The 21,437-nt window shown below is 61.4% G+C and carries 21 protein-coding genes and 4 tRNA genes; 14 read left to right on the top strand and 11 right to left on the bottom strand.

The genetic code is table 11. The annotated features are described in order from the left end of the window. Positions 1–9 precede the first annotated feature (9 nt). Positions 10–2,280: an ATP-dependent Clp protease ATP-binding subunit ClpA gene (gene clpA / locus CDO35_RS08885; protein WP_099523948.1), complete on the top strand. Its 2,271-nt coding sequence runs from the start codon at positions 10–12 to the stop codon at positions 2,278–2,280. A gap of 95 nt (positions 2,281–2,375) precedes the next feature. Here clpA and infA read toward each other — a convergent pair whose 3' ends face one another. From infA to trxB, 4 genes are all read right to left on the bottom strand, one after another. Then, positions 2,376–2,594: a translation initiation factor IF-1 gene (gene infA / locus CDO35_RS08890; protein ID WP_002553999.1), complete on the bottom strand. Its 219-nt coding sequence runs from the start codon at positions 2,592–2,594 to the stop codon at positions 2,376–2,378. 136 nt (positions 2,595–2,730) lie between these two features. Continuing rightward, on the bottom strand, positions 2,731–3,438 hold the full coding sequence (locus CDO35_RS08895; protein ID WP_099523950.1) for an arginyltransferase: 708 nt from the start codon (positions 3,436–3,438) through the stop codon (positions 2,731–2,733). A gap of 54 nt (positions 3,439–3,492) precedes the next feature. Continuing rightward, positions 3,493–4,173 (bottom strand): leucyl/phenylalanyl-tRNA--protein transferase, encoded by a 681-nt coding sequence (gene aat, locus CDO35_RS08900; RefSeq protein WP_099523952.1) that lies wholly within the window; start codon positions 4,171–4,173, stop codon positions 3,493–3,495. Between the two features lie 56 nt (positions 4,174–4,229). After that, entirely contained in the window at positions 4,230–5,180 is a 951-nt protein-coding gene (gene trxB / locus CDO35_RS08905; RefSeq protein ID WP_099523954.1) for a thioredoxin-disulfide reductase, read from the bottom strand. 194 nt (positions 5,181–5,374) lie between these two features. On the opposite strand from trxB, the gene CDO35_RS08910 reads away from it, so the two are divergent. The 6 genes from CDO35_RS08910 to cysG all read left to right on the top strand — a co-directional run bounded on the left by CDO35_RS08910 (position 5,375) and on the right by cysG (position 13,134). Next, the gene (locus CDO35_RS08910) at positions 5,375–7,783 is read left to right on the top strand and encodes a DNA translocase FtsK (protein ID WP_425048533.1); all 2,409 of its coding nucleotides are present in this window, start codon (positions 5,375–5,377) and stop codon (positions 7,781–7,783) included. Positions 7,784–7,908: 125 nt separating this feature from the next. Then, entirely contained in the window at positions 7,909–8,535 is a 627-nt protein-coding gene (gene lolA / locus CDO35_RS08915) for an outer membrane lipoprotein periplasmic chaperone LolA (protein WP_099523958.1), read from the top strand. Between the two features lie 3 nt (positions 8,536–8,538). Next, positions 8,539–9,861, top strand: coding sequence for a replication-associated recombination protein A (locus CDO35_RS08920; RefSeq protein ID WP_099523960.1), 1,323 nt, complete (start codon positions 8,539–8,541; stop codon positions 9,859–9,861). Continuing rightward, on the top strand, positions 9,861–10,241 hold the full coding sequence (gene crcB / locus CDO35_RS08925) for a fluoride efflux transporter CrcB (RefSeq protein WP_099523962.1): 381 nt from the start codon (positions 9,861–9,863) through the stop codon (positions 10,239–10,241). Before CDO35_RS08920 ends, crcB begins: the two co-directional genes overlap by 1 nt. 80 nt (positions 10,242–10,321) lie before the next feature. Next, the gene (serS, locus tag CDO35_RS08930) at positions 10,322–11,602 is read left to right on the top strand and encodes a serine--tRNA ligase (protein ID WP_099523964.1); all 1,281 of its coding nucleotides are present in this window, start codon (positions 10,322–10,324) and stop codon (positions 11,600–11,602) included. Between the two features lie 143 nt (positions 11,603–11,745). Further along, positions 11,746–13,134, top strand: coding sequence for a siroheme synthase CysG (gene cysG, locus CDO35_RS08935; protein ID WP_099523966.1), 1,389 nt, complete (start codon positions 11,746–11,748; stop codon positions 13,132–13,134). Positions 13,135–13,187: 53 nt separating this feature from the next. On the opposite strand, the gene CDO35_RS08940 is transcribed toward cysG, so the two are convergent. From CDO35_RS08940 to CDO35_RS08970, 7 genes are all read right to left on the bottom strand, one after another. After that, a complete protein-coding gene (locus CDO35_RS08940) occupies positions 13,188–14,186 on the bottom strand; it encodes a glutathione S-transferase family protein (protein WP_099523968.1) in 999 nt (332 codons plus the stop codon). Positions 14,187–14,259: 73 nt separating this feature from the next. Beyond that, a complete protein-coding gene (locus tag CDO35_RS08945; RefSeq protein ID WP_099523970.1) occupies positions 14,260–15,255 on the bottom strand; it encodes a glycosyl transferase family protein in 996 nt (331 codons plus the stop codon). Continuing rightward, positions 15,252–15,587, bottom strand: a complete 336-nt coding sequence (locus CDO35_RS08950; protein WP_099523972.1) for a TusE/DsrC/DsvC family sulfur relay protein — start codon at positions 15,585–15,587, stop codon at positions 15,252–15,254. Before CDO35_RS08950 ends, CDO35_RS08945 begins: the two co-directional genes overlap by 4 nt. Beyond that, positions 15,584–15,883, bottom strand: coding sequence for a sulfurtransferase complex subunit TusB (gene tusB, locus CDO35_RS08955; protein WP_099523975.1), 300 nt, complete (start codon positions 15,881–15,883; stop codon positions 15,584–15,586). Before tusB ends, CDO35_RS08950 begins: the two co-directional genes overlap by 4 nt. Continuing rightward, positions 15,883–16,242 (bottom strand): sulfurtransferase complex subunit TusC, encoded by a 360-nt coding sequence (gene tusC, locus CDO35_RS08960; protein ID WP_099523977.1) that lies wholly within the window; start codon positions 16,240–16,242, stop codon positions 15,883–15,885. Before tusC ends, tusB begins: the two co-directional genes overlap by 1 nt. Next, the gene (gene tusD / locus CDO35_RS08965) at positions 16,243–16,635 is read right to left on the bottom strand and encodes a sulfurtransferase complex subunit TusD (protein WP_099523980.1); all 393 of its coding nucleotides are present in this window, start codon (positions 16,633–16,635) and stop codon (positions 16,243–16,245) included. A 124-nt stretch (positions 16,636–16,759) separates the two neighbouring features. Beyond that, positions 16,760–17,428 (bottom strand): Bax inhibitor-1/YccA family protein, encoded by a 669-nt coding sequence (locus CDO35_RS08970; protein WP_099523982.1) that lies wholly within the window; start codon positions 17,426–17,428, stop codon positions 16,760–16,762. Positions 17,429–17,592: 164 nt separating this feature from the next. Between CDO35_RS08970 and CDO35_RS08975 the strand changes: the two genes are divergently transcribed. From CDO35_RS08975 to CDO35_RS09005, 7 genes are all read left to right on the top strand, one after another. Then, positions 17,593–17,680: transfer RNA gene (locus CDO35_RS08975), tRNA-Ser, on the top strand. A 163-nt stretch (positions 17,681–17,843) separates the two neighbouring features. After that, entirely contained in the window at positions 17,844–18,488 is a 645-nt protein-coding gene (gene gacA, locus CDO35_RS08980; protein WP_099523985.1) for a response regulator transcription factor GacA, read from the top strand. Positions 18,489–18,490: 2 nt separating this feature from the next. Continuing rightward, the gene (uvrC, locus tag CDO35_RS08985; RefSeq protein ID WP_099523987.1) at positions 18,491–20,314 is read left to right on the top strand and encodes an excinuclease ABC subunit UvrC; all 1,824 of its coding nucleotides are present in this window, start codon (positions 18,491–18,493) and stop codon (positions 20,312–20,314) included. A 33-nt stretch (positions 20,315–20,347) separates the two neighbouring features. Next, positions 20,348–20,908, top strand: a complete 561-nt coding sequence (gene pgsA / locus CDO35_RS08990) for a CDP-diacylglycerol--glycerol-3-phosphate 3-phosphatidyltransferase (RefSeq protein ID WP_099523990.1) — start codon at positions 20,348–20,350, stop codon at positions 20,906–20,908. A gap of 67 nt (positions 20,909–20,975) precedes the next feature. After that, a tRNA-Gly gene (locus CDO35_RS08995) sits at positions 20,976–21,051 on the top strand. 38 nt (positions 21,052–21,089) lie between these two features. After that, positions 21,090–21,163 (top strand) — tRNA-Cys (locus CDO35_RS09000). A gap of 122 nt (positions 21,164–21,285) precedes the next feature. Beyond that, positions 21,286–21,372 (top strand) — tRNA-Leu (locus CDO35_RS09005). Positions 21,373–21,437: the final 65 nt, after the last annotated feature.

Below are 21,437 nucleotides of genomic sequence, written 5' to 3' on the forward strand. Positions count from 1 at the left end.
GGTGAAGCTATGTTGAATCGAGAGCTCGAAGTCACCCTCAATCTGGCTTTCAAGGAGGCTCGTGCCAAGCGTCATGAGTTCATGACGGTCGAGCATCTGCTGCTCGCCTTGCTGGACAACGAGGCAGCCGCCAGTGTGCTGCGGGCCTGTGGGGCCAACCTCGACAAGCTACGCCACGATTTGCAGGAGTTCATTGACTCCACTACGCCATTGATTCCTCAGCACGATGAAGACCGCGAAACCCAGCCAACGCTAGGTTTCCAGCGTGTTCTGCAGCGCGCGGTCTTCCACGTGCAGAGTTCCGGCAAGCGTGAAGTGACCGGCGCCAACGTGCTGGTCGCGATCTTCAGCGAGCAGGAAAGCCAGGCCGTGTTCCTGCTCAAGCAGCAGAGTGTGGCCCGCATCGATGTGGTCAACTACATCGCCCATGGCATCTCCAAGGTGCCGGGGCATGGTGATCACCACGAGAACGATCAGGAGATGCAGGATGAGGAGGGCGGCGAGTCCTCTACCTCCAGCAATCCACTGGATGCCTACGCCAGCAATCTCAATGAGCTGGCCCGCCAGGGGCGTATCGACCCGTTGGTGGGGCGTGAGCATGAAGTCGAGCGCGTTGCGCAGATTCTCGCGCGTCGGCGCAAGAACAACCCGCTGCTGGTAGGCGAGGCCGGTGTCGGCAAGACCGCCATCGCCGAAGGTCTGGCCAAGCGTATCGTCGACGAGCAGGTACCTGATCTGCTGGCCGACAGCGTGGTGTATTCGCTGGATCTCGGTGCGCTGCTGGCCGGCACCAAGTATCGCGGCGACTTCGAGAAGCGCTTCAAGGCGCTGCTCAATGAGCTGCGCAAGCGTCCACATGCCATCCTTTTCATCGACGAGATCCACACCATCATCGGTGCGGGCGCGGCGTCGGGCGGGGTCATGGATGCGTCCAACCTGCTTAAGCCAGTGCTGTCGTCGGGTGAGATTCGCTGCATCGGTTCCACCACCTTCCAGGAATTTCGCGGCATCTTCGAGAAGGACCGCGCGCTGGCGCGACGCTTCCAGAAGGTCGACGTGGTCGAGCCTTCGGTAGAGGACACCGTCGGTATTCTCAAGGGGCTCAAGGCACGCTTCGAGCAGCATCACCACATCGAGTACAGCGACGAGGCCCTGCGTGCAGCGGCCGAGCTAGCTGCGCGCTACATCAATGACCGGCACATGCCGGACAAGGCCATCGACGTGATCGACGAGGCGGGTGCCTACCAGCGCCTGCAGCCGGAAGACAAGCGGGTGTCGCGCATCGAAGTCGCCCAGGTCGAAGACATCGTGGCCAAGATCGCGCGGATTCCACCAAAACACGTATCGAGCTCCGACAAGGAGCTGCTGCGTAATTTGGAGCGTGATCTGAAACTCACCGTTTTCGGTCAGGATGCCGCTATCGATTCGCTCTCGACCGCCATCAAGCTGTCGCGGGCCGGTCTCAAGGCGCCGGACAAGCCGGTCGGCTCCTTCCTGTTCGCCGGTCCCACGGGCGTGGGCAAGACAGAAGCCGCGCGGCAGCTGGCCAAGGCCATGGGCATCGAGCTGGTGCGTTTCGACATGTCCGAGTACATGGAGCGCCACACCGTGTCGCGTTTGATCGGTGCGCCGCCCGGTTATGTCGGTTTCGACCAGGGTGGTCTGCTGACCGAGGCGATCACCAAGCAGCCGCACTGCGTGCTGCTGCTCGATGAGATCGAGAAGGCGCATCCGGAAGTCTTCAACCTGCTGCTGCAGGTGATGGACCACGGCACGCTGACCGACAACAACGGGCGCAAGGCGGATTTCCGCAACGTGATCCTGATCATGACCACCAACGCCGGCGCGGAAACCGCCTCGCGTGCCTCGATCGGTTTCACTCAGCAGGATCATTCCACCGATGCCATGGAAGTCATCAAGAAGAGCTTCACGCCGGAGTTCCGCAACCGCCTGGATACCATCATCCAGTTCGGTCGCCTGAGCCACGAGACCATCAAGAGCATCGTCGACAAGTTCCTCACCGAACTGCAGGCGCAGCTGGAAGACAAGCGTGTCACGCTGGAAGTCAGCGATGCGGCGCGCAGCTGGCTGGCCGAGCGCGGTTACGATGTGATGATGGGCGCGCGGCCGATGGCGCGTTTGATCCAGGACAAGATCAAGCGTCCGCTGGCAGAGGAAATCCTCTTCGGCGAGCTGGCCGAGCATGGCGGCGTGGTGCACGTCGACATCAAGGATGGCGAGCCTAGCTTCGAGTTCGAGACGGCGGCAGAGGTCGCCTGATCGAATGGCCTTACGCTCAGCGAAAGCCCTGGTGGCTTTCGCTGAGCCAACGAAAACGCCCGGCATAAGCCGGGCGTTTTCGTTTGGTGCTTGGCTTAACGGGCGCGGTAGGTGATGCGGCCTTTGCTCAAGTCATAAGGTGTCAGCTCAACACGCACCTTGTCACCAGTGAGAATGCGGATGTAGTTCTTGCGCATCTTGCCGGAGATGTGCGCGGTAACGACGTGCCCGTTTTCCAACTCCACGCGGAACATGGTGTTGGGCAGGGTGTCGACGACAGTGCCTTCCATTTCGAAGCTGTCTTCTTTCGACATGCAGTAAAGCCCTCGGTATCCAGGAAATGGCCCGGTGCAACTGGCGCCAGGCAAAAGCGGCGTGCATTGTGCCCGAAAACAGGGGGCTGCGCCAAGTGGCTTGGATCGTCGAGCGTTTGGATGGCTGGCAGAGCGGCTAGGTAAGCAGCGTCCAGCGCTGATTGACGAAAAGTTCGATGGGGCGGTACTGGGTCTTGTAGTTCATCTTGCGGCAGTTCTTGATCCAGTAGCCGAGATAGACGGCCTCCAGCCCCAGGCGCGAGGTTTCGCCGATTTGCCAGAGGATGGCGAATCGGCCAAGGCTGCGGCGCTCTTCAGCCGGATCGTAGAAGGTGTAGACGGCCGACAGGCCATTCGGCAGAACGTCGGTGACAGCGATGGCGAGCAGTTTGTCTTGCAGGCGGAACTCATAGAAGCGTGAAAATGGCAGATCGCGAATCAGAAAGGTCGAAAACTGCTCGCGGCTCGGCGGGTACATGTCGCCATCGGCGTGGCGCTGCTCGATGTAGCGTACATAGAGCGCGTAATACTCTTCGCTGAATACCGGGCGCACGCAGCGAACGACAATGTCTTGATTACGCTTGATGATGCGCCGCTGCTGGCGATTTGCCGTAAAGCGCGCGGCTGGGATGCGTGCCGGGATGCAGGCTGTGCACTGCTGGCAGTGGGGCCGATAGAGGTGGTCACCGCTGCGACGAAAACCCAGTTCCGACAGCTCGGCATAGACCTGCACGTCCATGGGCTGGCTGGGGTCGAGAAACAGGGTGGTGGCCTGTTCTTCCGGCAGATAGCTGCATGGATGAGGTTGAGTGGCATAGAACTTCAGGCGGGCCAGCTCGGTCATGGCGTCGTCTCGCAAAAGCCTGACTAAGAGTGTATGCCAGGCTTGGCCGCTCGACTAGGCGAGCCAGTCCGCTGCAGTTGGCAGATCGAGGTGGCGCTGCAAGTACTCGGCGAATGTCGCGCGCGGTATGGCTCTTGCGCCGAAGCTGTGCAGGTGCTGCGTGGGCATCTGGCAGTCGATGAGTACGAAGCCCCATGCGCGCAGCTTGCCGACGAGGGTGGCGAAACCGATCTTGGAGGCGTTGTCGGCGCGGCTGAACATGGATTCGCCGAAGAACAGCTGGCCCATGGCCAGGCCGTAGAGCCCGCCAACCAGCTCACCCTTGCTCCAGACTTCCACGGAGTGGGCAATGCCGCGCTGATGCAGTTGCAGGTAGGCGTCCTGCATGCCGCGAGTGATCCAGGTGCCATCGGCGTAGGCGCGTGGCTCGGCGCAAGCTTTTATCACGGCCGCAAAATCCTGGTCGAAGGTGACGCGGTAGCGATTTTGTCTCAGCAGCTTGGCCAGGCTGCGAGAAACGTGCAGCTCTTCGGGGAACAGCACCGTGCGCGGATCAGGTGACCACCAGAGGATCGGCTGGCCATCGTCGAACCAGGGGAAGCAGCCGTGGCGGTAGGCGCTGATCAGTCGGTCAGCACTCAGGTCGCCGCCAGCGGCGAGCAGGCCATTGGGTTCGCGCATGGCTTTTGCCAGCGGCGGGAACTTCAGTGAGTCACGTTGCAGCCAGGTCAGCATGTGCGCTTGTCCAGCGGAGGAGGGGAGGGCGAGCGATGGTGCTCGCCCTTGTACCATCAGTTGCCGTCGAGGAATTTCTCGACATCCAGCGCTGCCATGCAGCCTGCGCCGGCCGAGGTGATGGCCTGGCGGTAGACGTGATCGGCCACGTCGCCAGCGGCGAATACACCCTCGATGCTGGTGGCGGTGGCATTGCCTTCGCTGCCGCCTTTGATCTTCAGGTAGCCGTCATGCATGTCCAACTGGCCGACGAACAGCTCGGTATTGGGCTTGTGGCCGATGGCGATGAAAACGCCGGCCAGTGTCAGTTCTTTGCTGCTGCCATCGGCGGTGCTTTTCAGGCGTACGCCGGTCACGCCGGTCTGGTCGCCCAATACTTCGTCCAAGGTGTGGTTCCAGTGCAGGCGCATGTTGCCGTTCTCGACCTTGTCGAACAGCTTGTCCTGCAGGATCTTCTCCGAGCGCAGTTTGTCGCGGCGGTGCACCAGGTGCACTTCCTTGGCGATGTTGGACAGGTAAAGCGCTTCTTCCACGGCGGTGTTGCCGCCGCCGATCACAGCAACTACCTGATTGCGGTAGAAGAAACCGTCGCAGGTCGCGCAGGCGGAAACGCCCTTGCCGGCGAATGCTTCTTCCGACGGCAGGCCAAGGTACTGGGCGCTGGCGCCGGTGGCGATGATCAGTGCATCACAGCTGTAGGTGCCGCTGTCACCCTTGAGCACGAAGGGGCGGCTCTGCAACTCGGCGGTGTGGATGTGGTCGTAAACGATCTCGGTGTCGAAACGCTCGGCGTGCTTTTGCATGCGTTCCATCAGCGCCGGGCCGGTGAGGCCTTCGACGTCACCCGGCCAGTTGTCCACTTCGGTGGTGGTGGTGAGCTGACCGCCAGGCTGGATGCCGGTGATGACCACGGGCTTGAGGTTGGCGCGCGCGGCATAAACGGCGGCGCTGTAACCGGCAGGGCCGGAACCCAGGATGATCAGGCGGGAATGCTTGACTTCGCTCATAAAAAAACCCCATAAGCCTTTGTCACAAAAGAGAATGCGTGCTCCAATTGAGCCGCATGGAAGCTGCTGGCGGCTATGCTACACCGAAGCGGGGTGGGTGCGGGAGCTTGGCAATTGGCCTCGGCGTCAGGCTGGCCCTACAATAGGCCGCTTCTGCGGTTAACCATCAGATGGACGCGCCAAGGGCGCAGGAAATGGCTGTTTTGAAGAATTCCACCACCCAGATTATCGACTGGCGTCAGAAGCTTCAGTATCGACTGAAGGAAGGCGCATTGATCGCCCTGGGCGCGATGTGCCTGTACCTGCTGATGGCACTGTTGACCTATAACGCCGCTGATCCGGCGTGGGACAACAGTGTGCAGGTCGAGCGCGTCATCAACGCCGGCGGCAGTATTGGCGCCTGGCTCTCCAGCGCGCTGTTCGGCGCACTGGGTTACTTCGCCTATATCTTCCCACTCCTGCTGGCAGCCAAGACCTGGCAGGTGTTCCGCGCGCGCAATCAACCTTGGCACTGGAACGGCTGGCTGTTTTCCTGGCACAGCATTGGTCTGGTCTTCCTGATTCTTTCCGGCGCTGCGCTGGGTGACATTCATTTCGCTGCGGCCGCCGGCATGCAGGGCTCTGGTGGCGGTATGCTCGGTGCCAGTCTGGGCGATCTGGCCGTGCATGCGCTGAACGTGCAGGGCAGCACGTTGATATTCCTGGCGCTGTTCCTGTTCGGTTTGACCGTGTTCACCGATCTGTCCTGGTTCCGTGTGATGGATCTGACCGGCAAGATCACCCTCGACCTGATCGAGCTGATTCACGGCGCCATCACCGGCTGGTGGAATGCTCGTAGCGAGCGCAAGCAGATGAAGATTCAGCTGCGCGAGCTGGACGAGCGGGTCACCGAGGTGGCTGCGCCGGTGGTGTCGGACCGCCGCGAGCAAGCCAAGGTCAAGGAGCGCCTGCTCGAGCGCGAGGAGTCGCTGAGCAAGCATATGAGCGAGCGCGAGAAACGTCCTGCTCCCGTCATTGCCACGCCTCCGGTGGTCAAGGCGCCTGAGCCGAGCAAGCGTGTGCAGAAGGAAAAACAGGCGCCGTTGTTTGTTGACAGCGCGGTGGAGGGCACCTTGCCGCCGATCTCCCTGCTCGACCCGGCGGAAGCCAAGAAGGTCGAGTACTCGCCGGAATCGCTCAAGGGCGTTGGCCATCTGCTGGAAATCAAGCTCAAGGAGTTCGGTGTCGAGGTCGCGGTGGATTCGATCCATCCGGGCCCGGTGATCACCCGCTACGAAATCCAGCCGGCTGCCGGGGTCAAGGTCAGTCGCATCGCCAACCTTGCCAAGGACCTGGCGCGTTCGCTGGCCGTGACCAGCGTGCGGGTGGTGGAAGTCATTCCCGGCAAGACCACCGTTGGTATCGAGATCCCCAACGAGAACCGTCAGATCGTGCGTTTCTCCGAGGTGCTTTCGACGCCCGAATACGATGACGCCAAGTCGCCGGTCACTCTGGCGCTGGGGCACGACATCGGCGGCAAACCGGTGATTACCGATCTGGCCAAGATGCCGCACCTGCTGGTGGCCGGTACCACCGGCTCCGGTAAGTCGGTGGGCGTGAATGCGATGATTCTGTCGATCCTGTTCAAGTCCAGCCCGGAAGACGCCAAGCTGATCATGATCGACCCGAAAATGCTCGAGTTGTCGATCTACGAGGGTATTCCGCACCTGCTTTGCCCGGTCGTCACCGACATGAAGGAGGCGGCCAACGCCCTGCGTTGGAGCGTTGCCGAGATGGAACGCCGCTACAAGCTGATGTCGAAAATGGGCGTGCGCAACCTGGCGGGCTTCAACCGCAAGGTCAAGGATGCCATCGAGGCTGGCGAGCCGCTGTCCGATCCGCTGTATCGCCGCGAAAGCATGGAAGACGAAGCGCCGCTGCTCAAACCGCTGCCGACCATCGTCGTGGTGGTCGACGAATTCGCCGACATGATGATGATCGTCGGCAAGAAGGTAGAAGAGCTGATCGCGCGTATCGCTCAGAAGGCACGTGCTGCCGGTATTCACCTGATCCTCGCCACGCAGCGCCCCTCGGTGGATGTGATCACCGGTCTGATCAAGGCCAATATCCCGACTCGTATGGCGTTCCAGGTCTCCAGCAAGATCGATTCGCGCACCATCATAGACCAGGGTGGCGCCGAGCAGCTGTTGGGTCACGGTGACATGCTCTACATGCCGCCTGGCACCAGCTTGCCTATTCGTGTTCACGGTGCCTTCGTCTCTGACGATGAAGTGCATCGCGTGGTCGAGGCCTGGAAGCTGCGTGGCGCGCCGGATTACAACGAAGACATCCTCGCCGGTGCCGAAGAGGGTGGCAGCGGCTTCGAGGGCAGCAGCGGTGGTGAAGGTGGCGAGGGCAGCGAGGAAGATCCGCTGTACGACGAAGCCGTCAACTTCGTTCTGGAAAGCCGCCGCGCGTCGATTTCCGCGGTGCAGCGCAAGCTGAAGATCGGCTACAACCGCGCCGCGCGAATGATCGAGGCGATGGAGATGGCCGGCGTGGTCAGCTCGATGAATACCAACGGATCACGCGAGGTGCTCGCGCCCGGTTCATCTCGTGACTGAGTGTTGCGTCTCGCGGACAAACCACTGAATTAGCGGTCTACAAGACTTCACGGTAGCCAAGCGCTGCCGAGCAATGCGAGGTGCGGAGTCGCCTCGCCATTCTCATACGGACTCAAGGGGTTTATATGCGTGTTATTCGCCTGCTGATGCTGGCTGCTCTGAGCTTTACCCTGCTGACTGCACAGGCTGATGAAGAGGCCGCCACCAAGCGCCTGAGCGACCTGCTCAGCCAGGCGCAGACCATCAGTGCGCGCTTTTCTCAACTGACCCTCGACGCCAGCGGCACCCAGTTGCAGGAAACCGCCGGGGAAATGCTGCTCAAGCGTCCGGGTATGTTCCGCTGGCACACCGACCAGCCGATGGAGCAACTGCTGGTGTCCAACGGCGAAAAAGTCTGGCTGTATGACCCGGATCTGGAGCAGGTCACCATTCAGACCCTTGATCAGCGCCTGACTCACACCCCGGCACTGTTGCTGTCCGGTGATGTGTCGCAGATTCGCGAGAACTTCGAGATCGACTACAAGGAAGGCGGCAGTGTGGTCGACTTCATTCTCAAGCCCAAGGCCAAGGACAGCCTGTTCGACAGCCTGCGCCTGTCGTTCCGTAATCGTGTGCTCAACGACATGCAGTTGATCGACAGCATCGGCCAGCGCACCAACATCCTGTTCCTCAATGTGAAGATGAACGAGCCGGTCGATAACGGCCAGTTCACCTTCGACATCCCGCAAGGCGTGGACATCATCCAGGAGTAAGGCGTGGATCTGTTCGGCCGCCAACCCGTCGCGCAGCCCCTGGCTGCGCGTTTGCGTGCAACCAGCCTGGACGAATACGTCGGGCAGGAGCATGTGCTGGCGCCGGGCAAACCGCTGCGTGAGGCGCTGGAGCAGGGCGCTTTGCACTCGATGATCTTCTGGGGGCCGCCAGGGGTGGGCAAAACCACCCTGGCGCGCCTGCTGGCCAAGGTCACCGACGCCCATTTCGAGACCATCTCCGCGGTGCTGTCCGGGGTCAAGGAGATCCGCCAGGCCGTCGAGGTGGCTCAGCAGCATGCGGCGCAGTACGGCCGTCGTACCATCCTCTTCGTCGACGAAGTGCACCGCTTCAACAAGAGCCAGCAGGATGCGTTCCTGCCCTATGTGGAAGACGGCACGCTGATCTTTATCGGTGCCACCACCGAGAATCCCTCGTTCGAGCTGAACAATGCGCTGCTGTCGCGTGCACGCGTCTATGTGCTCAAGAGCCTCGACGAGGCGGCGATGCGCAAGCTGGTCAATCGTGCGCTGAGCGACCCCAAAGGCTTGGGTGATCGCCATCTTAGCCTGCCGGACGAGGCCTTTCAGATTCTTCTGGCCGCTGCCGATGGCGATGGCCGTCGCCTGCTCAACTTTCTCGAGAATGCTGCCGATCTGGCGGAAGACGACGGCGAGATCGGCGTCGAACTGCTGCAGAACCTGCTGGGCGACAGCCGGCGCCGTTTCGACAAGGGCGGCGAAGCCTTCTACGACCAGATTTCAGCGCTGCACAAGTCAGTGCGTGGCTCCAGCCCGGACGGTGCGCTGTACTGGTACGCGCGTATGCTCGACGGCGGCTGCGACCCGCTGTACATCGCCCGTCGCGTGGTGCGCATGGCCAGTGAGGATATCGGCAACGCCGACCCGCGCGCGCTGACCCTGTGCCTCAATGCCTGGGATGTGCAGGAGCGCCTGGGCAGCCCGGAAGGCGAGCTGGCCGTGGCCCAGGCCATCGTTTATCTGGCCTGTGCGCCAAAAAGCAATGCGGTCTATACGGCTTTCAAGGCGGCCATGCGTGATGCCGCCGAGCAGGGCTCGCAGGAGGTGCCGCTGCACCTGCGCAATGCGCCCACCAAGCTGATGAAGCAACTCGGCTACGGCGATGAATACCGCTACGCTCATGACGAGCCCGATGCCTACGCGGCGGGCGAGGATTACTTCCCTGAAAATCTGCAGCCACGCCAGTATTACGACCCGGTGCCACGCGGCCTGGAGTTGAAGATTCGCGACAAGCTGCAACATCTGCGCAGTCAGGACGCCAATAGTCCGAGGCAGAGGAGAAAATGATGATTCGTGTAGCACTTGCCGTCGCTGTAGGGGGCGCGGCTGGCTCGGTCATGCGCTTTCTGGTTGCCAGTTGGGTGGCGGGCAACTGGCCCCGGCATTTCTACCTGGGTACCTTTGCGGTAAACGTCGTCGGCTGTCTGCTGATTGGTCTGCTTTCAGGCTTGTTCCTGACCCGTACCGATCTGCCGCTGGAGCTGCGTACCGGACTGATTACTGGCGTTCTGGGTGGCTTCACCACTTTTTCGTCTTTCAGCCTGGAAATCATGAAACTGATGGAGGGCGGTCGCGCGCCCGAGGCCTTCGGTTACCTGGCATTCAGTATCATTGGCGGTCTGCTGGCCGCCTGGGCCGGTCTGAGCCTGGCTCGATTGGCATCCTGACCCGCTAAAGCTTTACACTCTGCAACCCGCGTCACGCTGGTGGCCGCAACCTTTTTTCGTCGATGTATTGAGACCTGAACATGCTCGATTCCAAACTTGTCCGCACGCAACTCACCGAAATCGCCGAGCGCCTCGCCACTCGTGGCTTCGCCCTCGACGTCGCCCGCTTCGAGGCCCTGGAGAGTCAGCGCAAGTCGGTGCAAGTACGCACCGAGCAACTGCAGGCCGAGCGCAACAGCCGTTCCAAGTCCATCGGTCAGGCCAAGGCCCGCGGCGAAGATATCGCGCCGCTGCTGGCGGAAGTCGACCAGATGGGCAACGACCTGGAAGCCGGCAAGCGTGAGCTGGACGCTATCCAGAGCGAGCTGGACAACCTGCTGCTGAACATCCCCAACCTGCCGCACGAGTCCGTGCCGGTGGGCGCCGATGAAGACGGCAACGTCGAGGTGGCACGCTGGGGTACGCCGCGTAGCTTCGATTTCGAGATCAAGGATCACGTCGCCCTCGGCGAGCAGCACGGCTGGCTGGACTTCGAGACCGCTGCCAAGCTCTCCGGCGCGCGTTTCGCCTTGCTGCGCGGCCCCATTGCGCGCCTGCATCGCGCCCTGGCGCAGTTCATGATCAATCTGCACACCGGCGAGCACGGTTATGAAGAGGCTTACACACCGTACCTGGTGCAGGCTCCGGCGCTGCAGGGCACTGGTCAGCTGCCGAAGTTCGAGGAAGACCTGTTCAAGATCGCCCGTGAAGATCAGGCCGACCTGTACCTGATCCCGACTGCCGAAGTGTCGCTGACCAATATCGTCGCGGGCGAAATTCTCGATGCCAAACAGCTGCCGCTGAAATTCGTCGCCCACACGCCGTGCTTCCGCAGTGAGGCGGGCGCATCCGGGCGTGATACCCGTGGCATGATTCGCCAGCATCAGTTCGACAAGGTCGAGATGGTGCAGATCGTCGAGCCGTCCAAGTCCTTCGAGGCCCTGGAGGGCATGACCGCCAATGCCGAGCGCGTGCTGCAGTTGCTTGAGCTGCCGTATCGCAAGCTGGCCCTGTGCACGGGTGACATGGGCTTCTCCGCGGTGAAAACCTACGACCTGGAAGTCTGGGTGCCGAGCCAGGACAAGTACCGCGAGATTTCTTCCTGCTCCAACTGCGGCGACTTCCAGGCACGCCGCATGCAGGCGCGCTACCGCAACCCGGAAACCAACAAGCCGGAGCTGCTGCACACGCTCAATGGCTCTGGCCTGGCGGTCGGTCGCACCCTGGTGGCAGTGCTGGAGAATTATCAGCAGGCCGATGGCAGCATTCGTGTTCCCGAGGTGCTGAAGCCCTATATGGGCGGCATCGAAGTGATCGGCTGATAGGCCATCACGACGCAAAAAACGGGGCGTTAGCAGCTGCCCCGTTTCAACGGAGGTAGGGTGCGCCATGCGCACCAGGGCCTTACACCGTAGATTGGTGCGCGCAGCGCACCCTACGACCGACCTCTGATGAGGCTGATCTGATGCAATTCCTTCCGCTGTTCCACAAGCTGCAGGATCGCCCCGTACTGGTGATCGGCGGTGGTGAGGTTGCGCTGCGCAAGGCGCGCCTGTTGAGCGACGCCGGTGCTCGGCTGCGCGTGGTCGCCCCGGAGATCCGCAGTGAGTTGCAGGCGCTGGCCGGCGCTGACGGCATCTTCCTGCGCGGCTATGTGAGCAGTGATCTGCAGGGCGTTGCCCTGGTCATCGCTGCCACCGATGACGTGCCGCTAAATGCGCAGATTTCAGCCGACGCCCAGGCACTGGGTATTCCCGTCAACGTGGTGGATGCGCCGGCGCTGTGCAGCGTGATCTTTCCCGCCATCGTCGATCGCTCGCCGCTGATCGTCGCGGTCAGCAGTGGCGGCGATGCGCCGGTGCTGGCGCGGCTGATCCGCGCCAAGATCGAGACCTGGATTCCGGCCACCTACGGCCAGTTGGCCAACCTGGGCAAGCGCTTCCGTGAGCAGGTCAAGCAGCTGTTCCCCGATGTGCAACAGCGCCGCGTGTTCTGGGAGGACGTGTTTCAAGGGCAGATCGCCGAGAGCGTGTTTGCCGGCAAGCCGGAGGAGGCCGAGCGCCTGCTGGAGGAGCGTCTGGCCGGTGCAGCGCCACGTGCGCTGGGCGAGGTCTATCTGGTCGGTGCTGGGCCGGGCGATCCCGATCTGCTGACCTTTCGCGCCCTGCGCCTGATGCAGCAAGCCGATGTGGTGCTCTACGACCGCCTGGTGGCTCCCGCCATCATCGAGCTGTGCCGGCGCGATGCCGAGCGCATCTACGTCGGCAAGCGCCGCGCCGATCATGCGGTGCCGCAGGAGCAGATCAACCAGTTGCTGATCGATCTGGCCCGTCAGGGCAAGCGTGTGCTGCGCCTGAAAGGCGGTGATCCGTTCATCTTCGGTCGTGGTGGTGAGGAGATCGAGCAACTGGCGGCGGAAGATATTCCCTTCCAGGTCGTGCCGGGTATCACCGCTGCGTCCGGTTGCGCGGCCTATGCCGGCATCCCGCTGACCCATCGCGACCATGCGCAGTCGGTTCGTTTCGTCACCGGGCATCTCAAGGATGGCAGCAGCAACTTGCCGTGGCAGGACCTGGTCGCGCCGGGGCAAACCCTGGTGTTCTACATGGGCTTGGTCGGCCTGCCGGGTATCTGCGAACAATTGATTGCGCACGGCCGTTCGGGCGCCACGCCTGCGGCATTGGTGCAGCAGGGCACCACGCAGAATCAGCGAGTCTTCACTGGCACATTGGAAACCCTGCCGGAGCTTGTCGCCGAACACGAAGTACACGCCCCCACGCTGGTGATAGTTGGGGAAGTGGTCACTCTGCGTGACAAGCTCGCTTGGTTCGAAGGCGCTCAGAACAGCATCTGACGCCCAGCACTGAAGCCTCGTTGTCGAGGCTTCAGTCACCAGTCATCGCGTTTCTAACGCTGGAACACACCTTTGCCCGGCAGACGCTGGCGGTCATGTGCGCGAGTGAAATCTTGCTGCGGCCCTTTGGGTATCACGCCAGTCGGGTTGATGGTGGCGTGGCTGGCGTAGTAGTGCGACTTGATGTGGGTGAAGTCCACCGTCTCGGCGATGCCTGGCCACTGGTACAGCTCGCGTAGCCAGTTGGACAGGTTCGGGTAGTCCTCGATGCGTCGCAGGTTGCACTTGAAATGACCGTGATAGACAGCATCGAAGCGAATCAGCGTGGTGAACAGGCGAATGTCCGCCTCGGTCAGGTATTCGCCTGCCAGGTAGCGGTTTTCGCCCAGCAGTGCTTCCAGCTCGTCGAGCATGGCGAACAGTTCGTCGAAGGCCTCTTCGTAGGCTTCCTGCGTGGTGGCGAAGCCTGCGCGGTAAACGCCGTTGTTCACGGCCGGGTAGATGCGCTCGTTGAGCTGGTCAATGCGCTCACGTAGCGGTTCGGGGTAGAAGTCCAGGCCGTTGCCGGTCAGGCCGTCGAACGCGCTGTTGAACATGCGGATAATTTCAGCCGACTCGTTACTGACGATGCCGCCGGTCTGCTTGTCCCACAGCACGGGTACGGTAACGCGGCCGGTGTAATGACTGTCGTCGGAGGTGTAGCGCTGATGCATGTAGCCCAGGTTATCGAGGTGGTCGCCGCTGGAGCCGAACTCGCGGTCGAAGGACCAGCCCTGTTCGCGCATCAACCAGCTCACCACGGAGACATCGATCAGCGATTCGAGGCCTTTGAGCTTGCGCAGGATCAGGGTGCGATGAGCCCAGGGGCAGGCCAGCGACACATAGAGGTGATAACGCCCGGCCTCGGCCTTGAAGCCGCCGCTGCCGCTCGGCCCTGCGCTACCGTCGGCGGTTACCCAGTTGCGGCGTTGTGCGCTTTCGCGCTGGAAGCGGCCACTGTCGCCGGTGTCGTACCATTGGTCATGCCAGCGGCCGTCGATCAACAAGCCCATAACGTGTGCCTCCGTTTTGAATGAATCTGGAGTCTAACGTGATGAACTCGATTGAAAGGTGGAAAAAGCTGGCTTAAGCAATCGACTGATTAGATTGAAACCGTGCGTCCCAGCGCTGCTGGGCCTGCAGGAATGCCGCTTCACGATCCAGGCCCAACCCGCGCAATGCGACGGCCATGGTGGCGATGACCGCCAGGCGACCGTAAGCGTCATCGTGCTCGCCGCGCCAGAAGGCGCCTAGCACGGCCGGGTCGAGTCGCTCGGGTTTGACATGGCGCTGTGGCGATAGCGCGGGCCATTCTTCATCCCAGTCCTCACCACCAAGCGTGCCGTATAGGTGGCAGGCGCCGTCCGGGTTGACCTCGATCTCGCCGCCTTCGCCCTTGATCACGATGGCGTGATCACCCAGCAGTCTACTGGCCTCGCGATGCACGGCCTGGTAACCGGGATGGAAGATGCTCTGCAGTCCACAGCGGGCAGCGAGCGGGTTGATCACTCGCGCCAGGGAATGGATAGGCGAGCGCAGGCCCAGGGTGTTGCGCAGATCGATCATGCGCTGAAGCGCCGGCATCCAGTCGCCCAGGTAGCTGTAGGCCAGGCTGTGTTGGTCGAGCGCCGCCTCCACTGCTTGCCAGTCCTGGCAGTAGGGGATGTCCAGTTGTTCCAGCAGTTGTTCGGTATACATGCGCCCTGCGGTATGCGCACCACCGCCATGCATGAAGATGCGTACGCCACTGGCAGCGAGGGCCTTGGCCGCCAGCAGGTACCACGGCAGATGACGTTTCTTGCCGGCATAGCTGGGCCAGTCCAGGTCGACCTGAATGTTCGGGGCGGCGAGCCGTGGGCGGATGGCTTCGGTGAAACCGGCGAGCTCTTCGGCGCTTTCTTCCTTGTGCCGCAGCAGCATCAGGAAGGCGCCGAGCTGGGTGTCCTCGACCTTGCCATCGAGCAGCAGGCCCATGGCTTCGCGGGCCTCCTCGCGCGTCAGGCTGCGCGCACCGCGCTTGCCCTTGCCGAGAATACGCACGAACTGGGCGAAGGGATGTTCGGCGGGGGTGATCAGGTTCATAGGCAATTGGTCGGTTTCGGCAGGCCAGCGAGTTTGGCGGCGAGTTTGGCGGGGGTGCCCTTGAACAGGCGATTGAGGTGCAGGCTGTTGCCTTTATCCGTACCGAGCTTCAGAGCAGCGTACTTGATCAGCGGACGGTTGGCGGGCGACAGCTGAAACTCCGCGTAGAAGGCGCGCAGCAGGTCGAGAATTTCCCAGTGATCGTCACTCAGTTGCAACTCTTCCGCTGCGGCTAGCGCCTCGGCTATGGGGCGTGACCAATCCTGCAGGTCGATCAGGTAGCCGTCCTTGTCCAGGGCAATGTCACGTCCGCCGACGTTAAGCGTGCTCATAGCCAGCTATTGACCTTGGCGTAGCGGGTGCACAGCTCGACGAACTCTGGATAGTCGACGACCTGAGCGCGCTCGGGCGCCTGTAGCGCGCGGGCGGCCAGGTCTTCGTCCAGGGCGTAGAGCGCGACACTGGCAGGCATCAGCTGCAGCGCTTGCAGATTGGTCGTGCCGGGTTGCAGTGCATAGACTGCATCGCCAGTGAGCAGCAGGGCGTCGCCTGCGCCCAGCAAGCGCAGGCAACTGGCGAGGCGGCTATCGGTGAACGGCGAATGGGAGAGAATGTGCAGGGTGGCCATCAGAGGGTGATCACCTGATCGTAGCGTTCGAGAAGGGCAGTCAGCTCGCTGTCGTCGAGTCGCTGTACTGCCAGATTCAGTTCGCTGTCGCCAAGGCCGCGCTCGCTCAGGCTGCGCTGGCTGGCGTACAGCTCCTCGACACCGAACATCGGTAGCGCCTGCAGGTTGGCGCCGAGATTTTTCTGCTGCAGCTGGCCGGGTTGCTGTCCAGCGCTGAGCTGAAAAACGCCGTCATCGAGAAACAGCATGCCGATGGGCAGGTCGAAGGCGCCGCCGGCCAGGGCGATATCCAGTGCCTCACGCGCTCCAGGGCCGCTCCAGGGAGCTTGGCGGCTGATGATCAACAGTGACTTGCTCATTCACTGACCTCCGAAGCAGACCAGGCGGTCGGCCTGTTGCGCGGCCTCATGCAACTGGCCCAAGCCAGACAGCTCCCATGGTGCCTCCAGGTTGGCAGCCGACCTGGCGTAGCGCTGCGCTTCTTCGGCGTTGAGTACACCACGGCGCAGGGCAGCGGCGATGCAGAGCACCGAGTCGAGCCCGTTGGCGGTAACGAATTCGCGCCATTCCCTGGGCAGATCCAGCTCGTCCTGTGGGCTGACCACGTTGCTGGAGGCGCTGTGCACGCCGTCCTGATAGAAGAACAGGCGAACGATTTCGTGGCCGCCGGCCAATGTCGCCTGGGCGAAGCGCAATGCGCGACGCGACGCGGGCTGGTGGGGGGCGGCGAACAGGGCGATGGCAAACTTCATGGGGCGTCCGACGAGGCAAAACTGGGCCAATGATAAGGCCAGGGTGCCTGGCAAACAAAGAATCACGAAACAGACGCGCAAGAAAAAGCCCGCCGAAGCGGGCTTCCGGGGAGCCGCAACGCTATCAGTCGTCGCCGCCCATGATGCCGAAGATCTGCAGCAGGCTGATGAACAGGTTGTAGATCGAGACGTACAGACTGATGGTGGCCATGATGTAGTTACGCTCACCGCCATGGATGATGGCGCTGGTCTGGAACAGGATGCACGCCGAGGAGAACAGCACGAAGCCAGCGCTGATCGCCAGTTGCAGGCCGCTAATCTGGAAGAAGAAGCTGGCAACAATGGCGCCCAGCAGAACGAAGAAACCGGCAGTGATGAAGCCGCTGAGGAAGCTCATGTCCTTGCGAGTGGTCAGCACGTAGGCAGACAGACCGAAAAACACCAGCGCAGTCATGGTAAAGGCAGAGCTGATGATTTCAGCGCCGTTCGCCGTACCGAGGTAGCGGTTCAGAATAGGGCCGAGAGTGTAACCCATGAAGCCGGTCAGCGCGAGGGTGGAAAGCAGGCCCCACGAAGAGTTGCGCAGCTTGGCGGTGAGGAAGAACAGGCCGTAGAAGCCAATCAGCACGACGAAAATGTTCGGATAAGGAACGTTTGCGCGCTGCGAGATGAAGGCAACCAGGCCGCTGAAGGCCAGGGTGATAGCCAACAGACCATAGGTGTTGCGCAGAACGCTGCTGACTTCCTGTTGCTCAACCTGAGAATGGTTGAGTGCGTAATCTCGCTCTTGCATGGCGACGCTCCTGTAGTACGAGGCTTTCAAATACGAATGCTCTGGATCATAACAGAGCAGGGTTGCCTGCCAAGACTTAGAGTTTGACAGTGTGTTGCGTTCCGGTAAGATTGCCGCCCGCACTACTGCGGAGGTGAAAGTCTTGGCCTCTGCACTCAGTATCCGGAAGCGTGGCCGAGCGGTTTAAGGCAACGGTCTTGAAAACCGTCGATGGGCAACTATCCGTGAGTTCGAATCTCACCGCTTCCGCCAAATCTCTAGATTGCTACGACGCAATTGCTGATCCTAATTTGGCGCTTGCTTTTTGACATCCGTGCGCCAAGCTAGGTCAGGCCCTGGCTTTTTGCTAAGGTGACCGGCAAGTTCAATCTCACCGTCGTTGCACGGTGGCTGACAAGGTGCAACGAGGTGGCGATTGATTAGGGTCCTGGTTGTCGACGATCACGATCTGGTTCGCACGGGCATCACCCGCATGCTGGCCGATATCGACGGTCTGCAAGTGGTAGGGCAAGCCTGCACTGGCGAAGAAGCCCTGCTCAAGGTTCGCGAACTCAAGCCCGATGTTGTCCTGATGGACGTCAAGATGCCCGGCATCGGAGGCCTGGAAGCCACTCGCAAGCTGATGCGCAGTCACCCTGATATCAAGGTGGTTGCCGTTACCGTGTGCGAGGAAGATCCGTTCCCGACGCGTTTGCTGCAGGCCGGCGCTGCTGGATACCTGACCAAGGGGGCCGCGCTGGATGAGATGGTGCAGGCCATTCGCCTGGTATTCGCCGGCCAGCGCTATATCGACCCGCAAATCGCCCAGCAACTGGCGCTGAAGTCCTTCCAGCCGCAAAACAGTGGCTCGCCATTCGATCTGCTGTCCGAGCGCGAGATCCAGATCGCCCTGATGATCGCCAACTGCCACAAGGTGCAGAACATCTCGGACAAGCTGTGCCTGTCGCCGAAGACGGTCAACACCTACCGTTACCGCATCTTCGAAAAGCTCTCCATCACCAGCGATGTCGAGCTGGCTCTGCTCGCGGTTCGCCACGGCATGGTCGACGCCGTCAGCTGATAATGTCCGTTCCGTTCGATTCGAGTGCCTTCCTTGCGACCTGCAGTGGCCGCCCCGGCGTCTATCGCATGTTCGATAGCGAGGCGCGCCTCCTTTATGTCGGCAAGGCGAAGAACCTCAAGAAGCGTCTCTCCAGTTATTTCCGCAAGACCGGCCAGGCGCCCAAGACCGCCGCCCTGGCGGCGCGTATCGCGCAGATCGAAACCACCATCACCGCCAACGAGACCGAGGCGCTGCTGCTGGAGCAGACCCTGATCAAGGAATGGCGGCCGCCGTACAACATCCTGCTGCGCGACGATAAATCCTATCCCTACGTATTTCTCTCCGACGGCGACTTTCCGCGGCTCGGCATCCACCGCGGCGCGAAGAAGGCCAAGGGGCGCTATTTCGGCCCTTATCCCAGCGCATTGGCCATTCGCGAGAGCCTGAGCCTGCTGCAGAAGACCTTCCTGGTTCGCCAGTGCGAGGACAGTTACTACAGGAACCGCACGCGCCCCTGTCTGCAGTACCAGATCAAGCGTTGCAAAGGCCCCTGTGTCGGCTTGGTCAGCCCGGAGGAGTACGCCGAGGATGTGCGCCACTCGGTGATGTTTCTCGATGGCCGCAGCAATGCGCTGAGCGAAGAACTCTCTGCCAGCATGGAAAAGGCTTCGATGGCCCTGGAGTTCGAGCGCGCCGCCGAACTGCGTGACCAGATTTCCATGCTGCGCCGCGTGCAGGACCAGCAAAGCATGGAAGGCGGTACTGGCGACGTCGACGTGGTCGCTGTGATGCTCACCCCCGGGGGCGCTTGTGTGCACCTGATCAGCGTGCGTGGCGGTCGCGTACTGGGCAGCAAGAATTTCTTCCCGCAGGTGGCGATCGAAGAGGAGGGCGGTGACGTGCTGATGGCCTTCCTCGCCCAGTACTACCTGGGTAATGCCGAGCGCGACCTGCCCAGCGAGCTGATCGTTAACGTGCAGCACGAGGATTTCGCCACGCTGATCGAAGCCATCGAGTCACTGCGCGGTCGCAGCCTCAGCATCAGTTTGCGTGTGCGCGGCACGCGAGCCCGTTGGCAGCAACTGGCTGTGACCAATGCTGAGCAGGCGCTGGCCGCCCGCCTAGCCAACCGACAGCATTTGGCCGAACGCTTCGAGGCGCTGGCTACCGTGCTGGAAATGGACGAACCTCCGCAGCGCATGGAATGCTTCGATATCAGCCATTCCAGTGGTGAGGCGACGGTCGCCTCCTGCGTGGTATTCGGCCCTGAAGGCCCGCTGAAATCTGACTATCGCCGTTTCAATATCGAGGGCGTCACTGCAGGCGACGACTACGCCGCGATGCACCAGGCGCTGACCCGGCGCTTCAGCAAGATCAAGGATGGCGAAGGCAAGTTGCCCGATGTGCTGTTGGTCGACGGTGGCAAGGGGCAGTTGGCCATGGCGCGCGAGGTGCTACAGGAACTGGCCGTACCGGATCTGATCCTGCTTGGCGTGGCCAAGGGCACGACGCGCAAGCCTGGTCTGGAAGTGCTTTACCTGAACGACGCCGAGCATGAGTTCACCTTGCCTGGCAATTCGCCGGCGTTGCACCTGATCCAGCAGATTCGTGACGAGTCGCACCGCTTCGCCATTACCGGGCACCGTGCGCGGCGTGGCAAAACACGACGCACCTCGACCCTGGAGGAAGTGGCAGGGATCGGCCCCAAGCGGCGGCGCGAGCTGCTCAATCACTTTGGTGGGCTGCAGGAATTGTCACGTGCCAGCGCAGAAGAAATCGCCAAAGCGCCCGGAATCAGTAAAAAGCTCGCCGAGTTGATTTATGACACTCTGCACAGCGAGTAGAATGCCCGCTCACCTCGCAGCCTAGTTGTGCCGATGAACATCCCCAACTTGCTTACCGTGCTCCGGGTCGCGCTGATCCCGGTCTTCATCCTGTTGTTCTATCTACCGTTCTCCTGGAGCTATTGGGCTGCCAGCGGCGTCTTCGCGATTGCTGCCGTGACCGACTGGCTTGATGGTTATCTTGCTCGTCGCTGGGAGCAGGGCACGCCCTTCGGAGCCTTCCTCGATCCGGTGGCGGACAAGCTGATGGTGGCGGTGGCGCTAGTATTGCTGGCGGCTGAACACTCCAATCTCTGGCTGACGCTGGCCGCGGCAACCATCATCGGTCGCGAAATCGTCGTATCCGCTTTGCGTGAATGGATGGCCGAGATAGGCGCTCGGGCACATGTAGCTGTGTCCAACCTGGGCAAGTGGAAAACTGCAGCACAGATGCTGGCGCTGGTCATCCTGCTGGGTAATCCGCCGGTATTTACCTTCTGGGTGGTGCTTGGATACATCCTGCTGGTGGTCGCAGCGGTGCTGACATTGTGGTCCATGGTGCAGTATCTACTGGCCGCCTGGCCGCACCTCAGCACCACCTCGGAAAAGAAATAAGTATTTTTGAATCAAAGGGTTGACGGCGCGATTCGATTCTATAGAATGGCGCCCGTCGACAAGACAAGCGGGAATAGCTCAGTTGGTAGAGCACGACCTTGCCAAGGTCGGGGTCGCGAGTTCGAGTCTCGTTTCCCGCTCCAGTTTTACACGAGTCGCCAAGGCGGCTCGTTTGCTTCATGGCTGAGTTGCAGAGTGGTTATGCACCGGATTGCAAATCCGTGAACGCCGGTTCGATTCCGACCTCAGCCTCCAATCTAAAAGGCCTCGTAGATCCATGATTTACGAGGCCTTTTTAATTCTCCCTGATGTGCTTTGACATGCCTTGCGAGGACAGGGAGGGCTGTATATAGTCCGGTCCTTCGCACAGCGCTACCGCCCGAATGGCGAAATCGGTAGACGCAGGAGACTTAAAATCTCTCGCTCGAAAGGGCGTGCCGGTTCGAGTCCGGCTTCGGGCACCACTATCCATGCGGGTTTCAAGTGATTGCGTCAGGTCTTAGCCAGTCCGCAATTATCTTTCCAGTCC

The sequence above is a fragment of the Pseudomonas sediminis genome, assembly GCF_002741105.1.
Taxonomy (GTDB): Bacteria; Pseudomonadota; Gammaproteobacteria; order Pseudomonadales; family Pseudomonadaceae; genus Aquipseudomonas; species Aquipseudomonas sediminis.

Coding starts and splice junctions, on each gene's coding strand:
- CDO35_RS08940 (WP_099523968.1), bottom strand. CDS start 14,186: ATGGGCTTGTTGATCGACGGCCGCTGGCATGACCAATGGTACGACACC.
- tusD (WP_099523980.1), bottom strand. CDS start 16,635: ATGAAGTTTGCCATCGCCCTGTTCGCCGCCCCCCACCAGCCCGCGTCG.
- CDO35_RS08945 (WP_099523970.1), bottom strand. CDS start 15,255: ATGAACCTGATCACCCCCGCCGAACATCCCTTCGCCCAGTTCGTGCGT.
- aat (WP_099523952.1), bottom strand. CDS start 4,173: ATGCTGACCTGGCTGCAACGTGACTCACTGAAGTTCCCGCCGCTGGCA.
- cysG (WP_099523966.1), top strand. CDS start 11,746: ATGCAATTCCTTCCGCTGTTCCACAAGCTGCAGGATCGCCCCGTACTG.
- CDO35_RS08910 (WP_425048533.1), top strand. CDS start 5,375: ATGGCTGTTTTGAAGAATTCCACCACCCAGATTATCGACTGGCGTCAG.
- infA (WP_002553999.1), bottom strand. CDS start 2,594: ATGTCGAAAGAAGACAGCTTCGAAATGGAAGGCACTGTCGTCGACACC.
- tusB (WP_099523975.1), bottom strand. CDS start 15,883: ATGGCCACCCTGCACATTCTCTCCCATTCGCCGTTCACCGATAGCCGC.
- CDO35_RS08970 (WP_099523982.1), bottom strand. CDS start 17,428: ATGCAAGAGCGAGATTACGCACTCAACCATTCTCAGGTTGAGCAACAG.
- trxB (WP_099523954.1), bottom strand. CDS start 5,180: ATGAGCGAAGTCAAGCATTCCCGCCTGATCATCCTGGGTTCCGGCCCT.
- serS (WP_099523964.1), top strand. CDS start 10,322: ATGCTCGATTCCAAACTTGTCCGCACGCAACTCACCGAAATCGCCGAG.
- lolA (WP_099523958.1), top strand. CDS start 7,909: ATGCGTGTTATTCGCCTGCTGATGCTGGCTGCTCTGAGCTTTACCCTG.
- CDO35_RS08895 (WP_099523950.1), bottom strand. CDS start 3,438: ATGACCGAGCTGGCCCGCCTGAAGTTCTATGCCACTCAACCTCATCCA.
- crcB (WP_099523962.1), top strand. CDS start 9,861: ATGATTCGTGTAGCACTTGCCGTCGCTGTAGGGGGCGCGGCTGGCTCG.
- pgsA (WP_099523990.1), top strand. CDS start 20,348: ATGAACATCCCCAACTTGCTTACCGTGCTCCGGGTCGCGCTGATCCCG.
- uvrC (WP_099523987.1), top strand. CDS start 18,491: ATGTCCGTTCCGTTCGATTCGAGTGCCTTCCTTGCGACCTGCAGTGGC.
- CDO35_RS08950 (WP_099523972.1), bottom strand. CDS start 15,587: ATGAGCACGCTTAACGTCGGCGGACGTGACATTGCCCTGGACAAGGAC.
- tusC (WP_099523977.1), bottom strand. CDS start 16,242: ATGAGCAAGTCACTGTTGATCATCAGCCGCCAAGCTCCCTGGAGCGGC.
- clpA (WP_099523948.1), top strand. CDS start 10: ATGTTGAATCGAGAGCTCGAAGTCACCCTCAATCTGGCTTTCAAGGAG.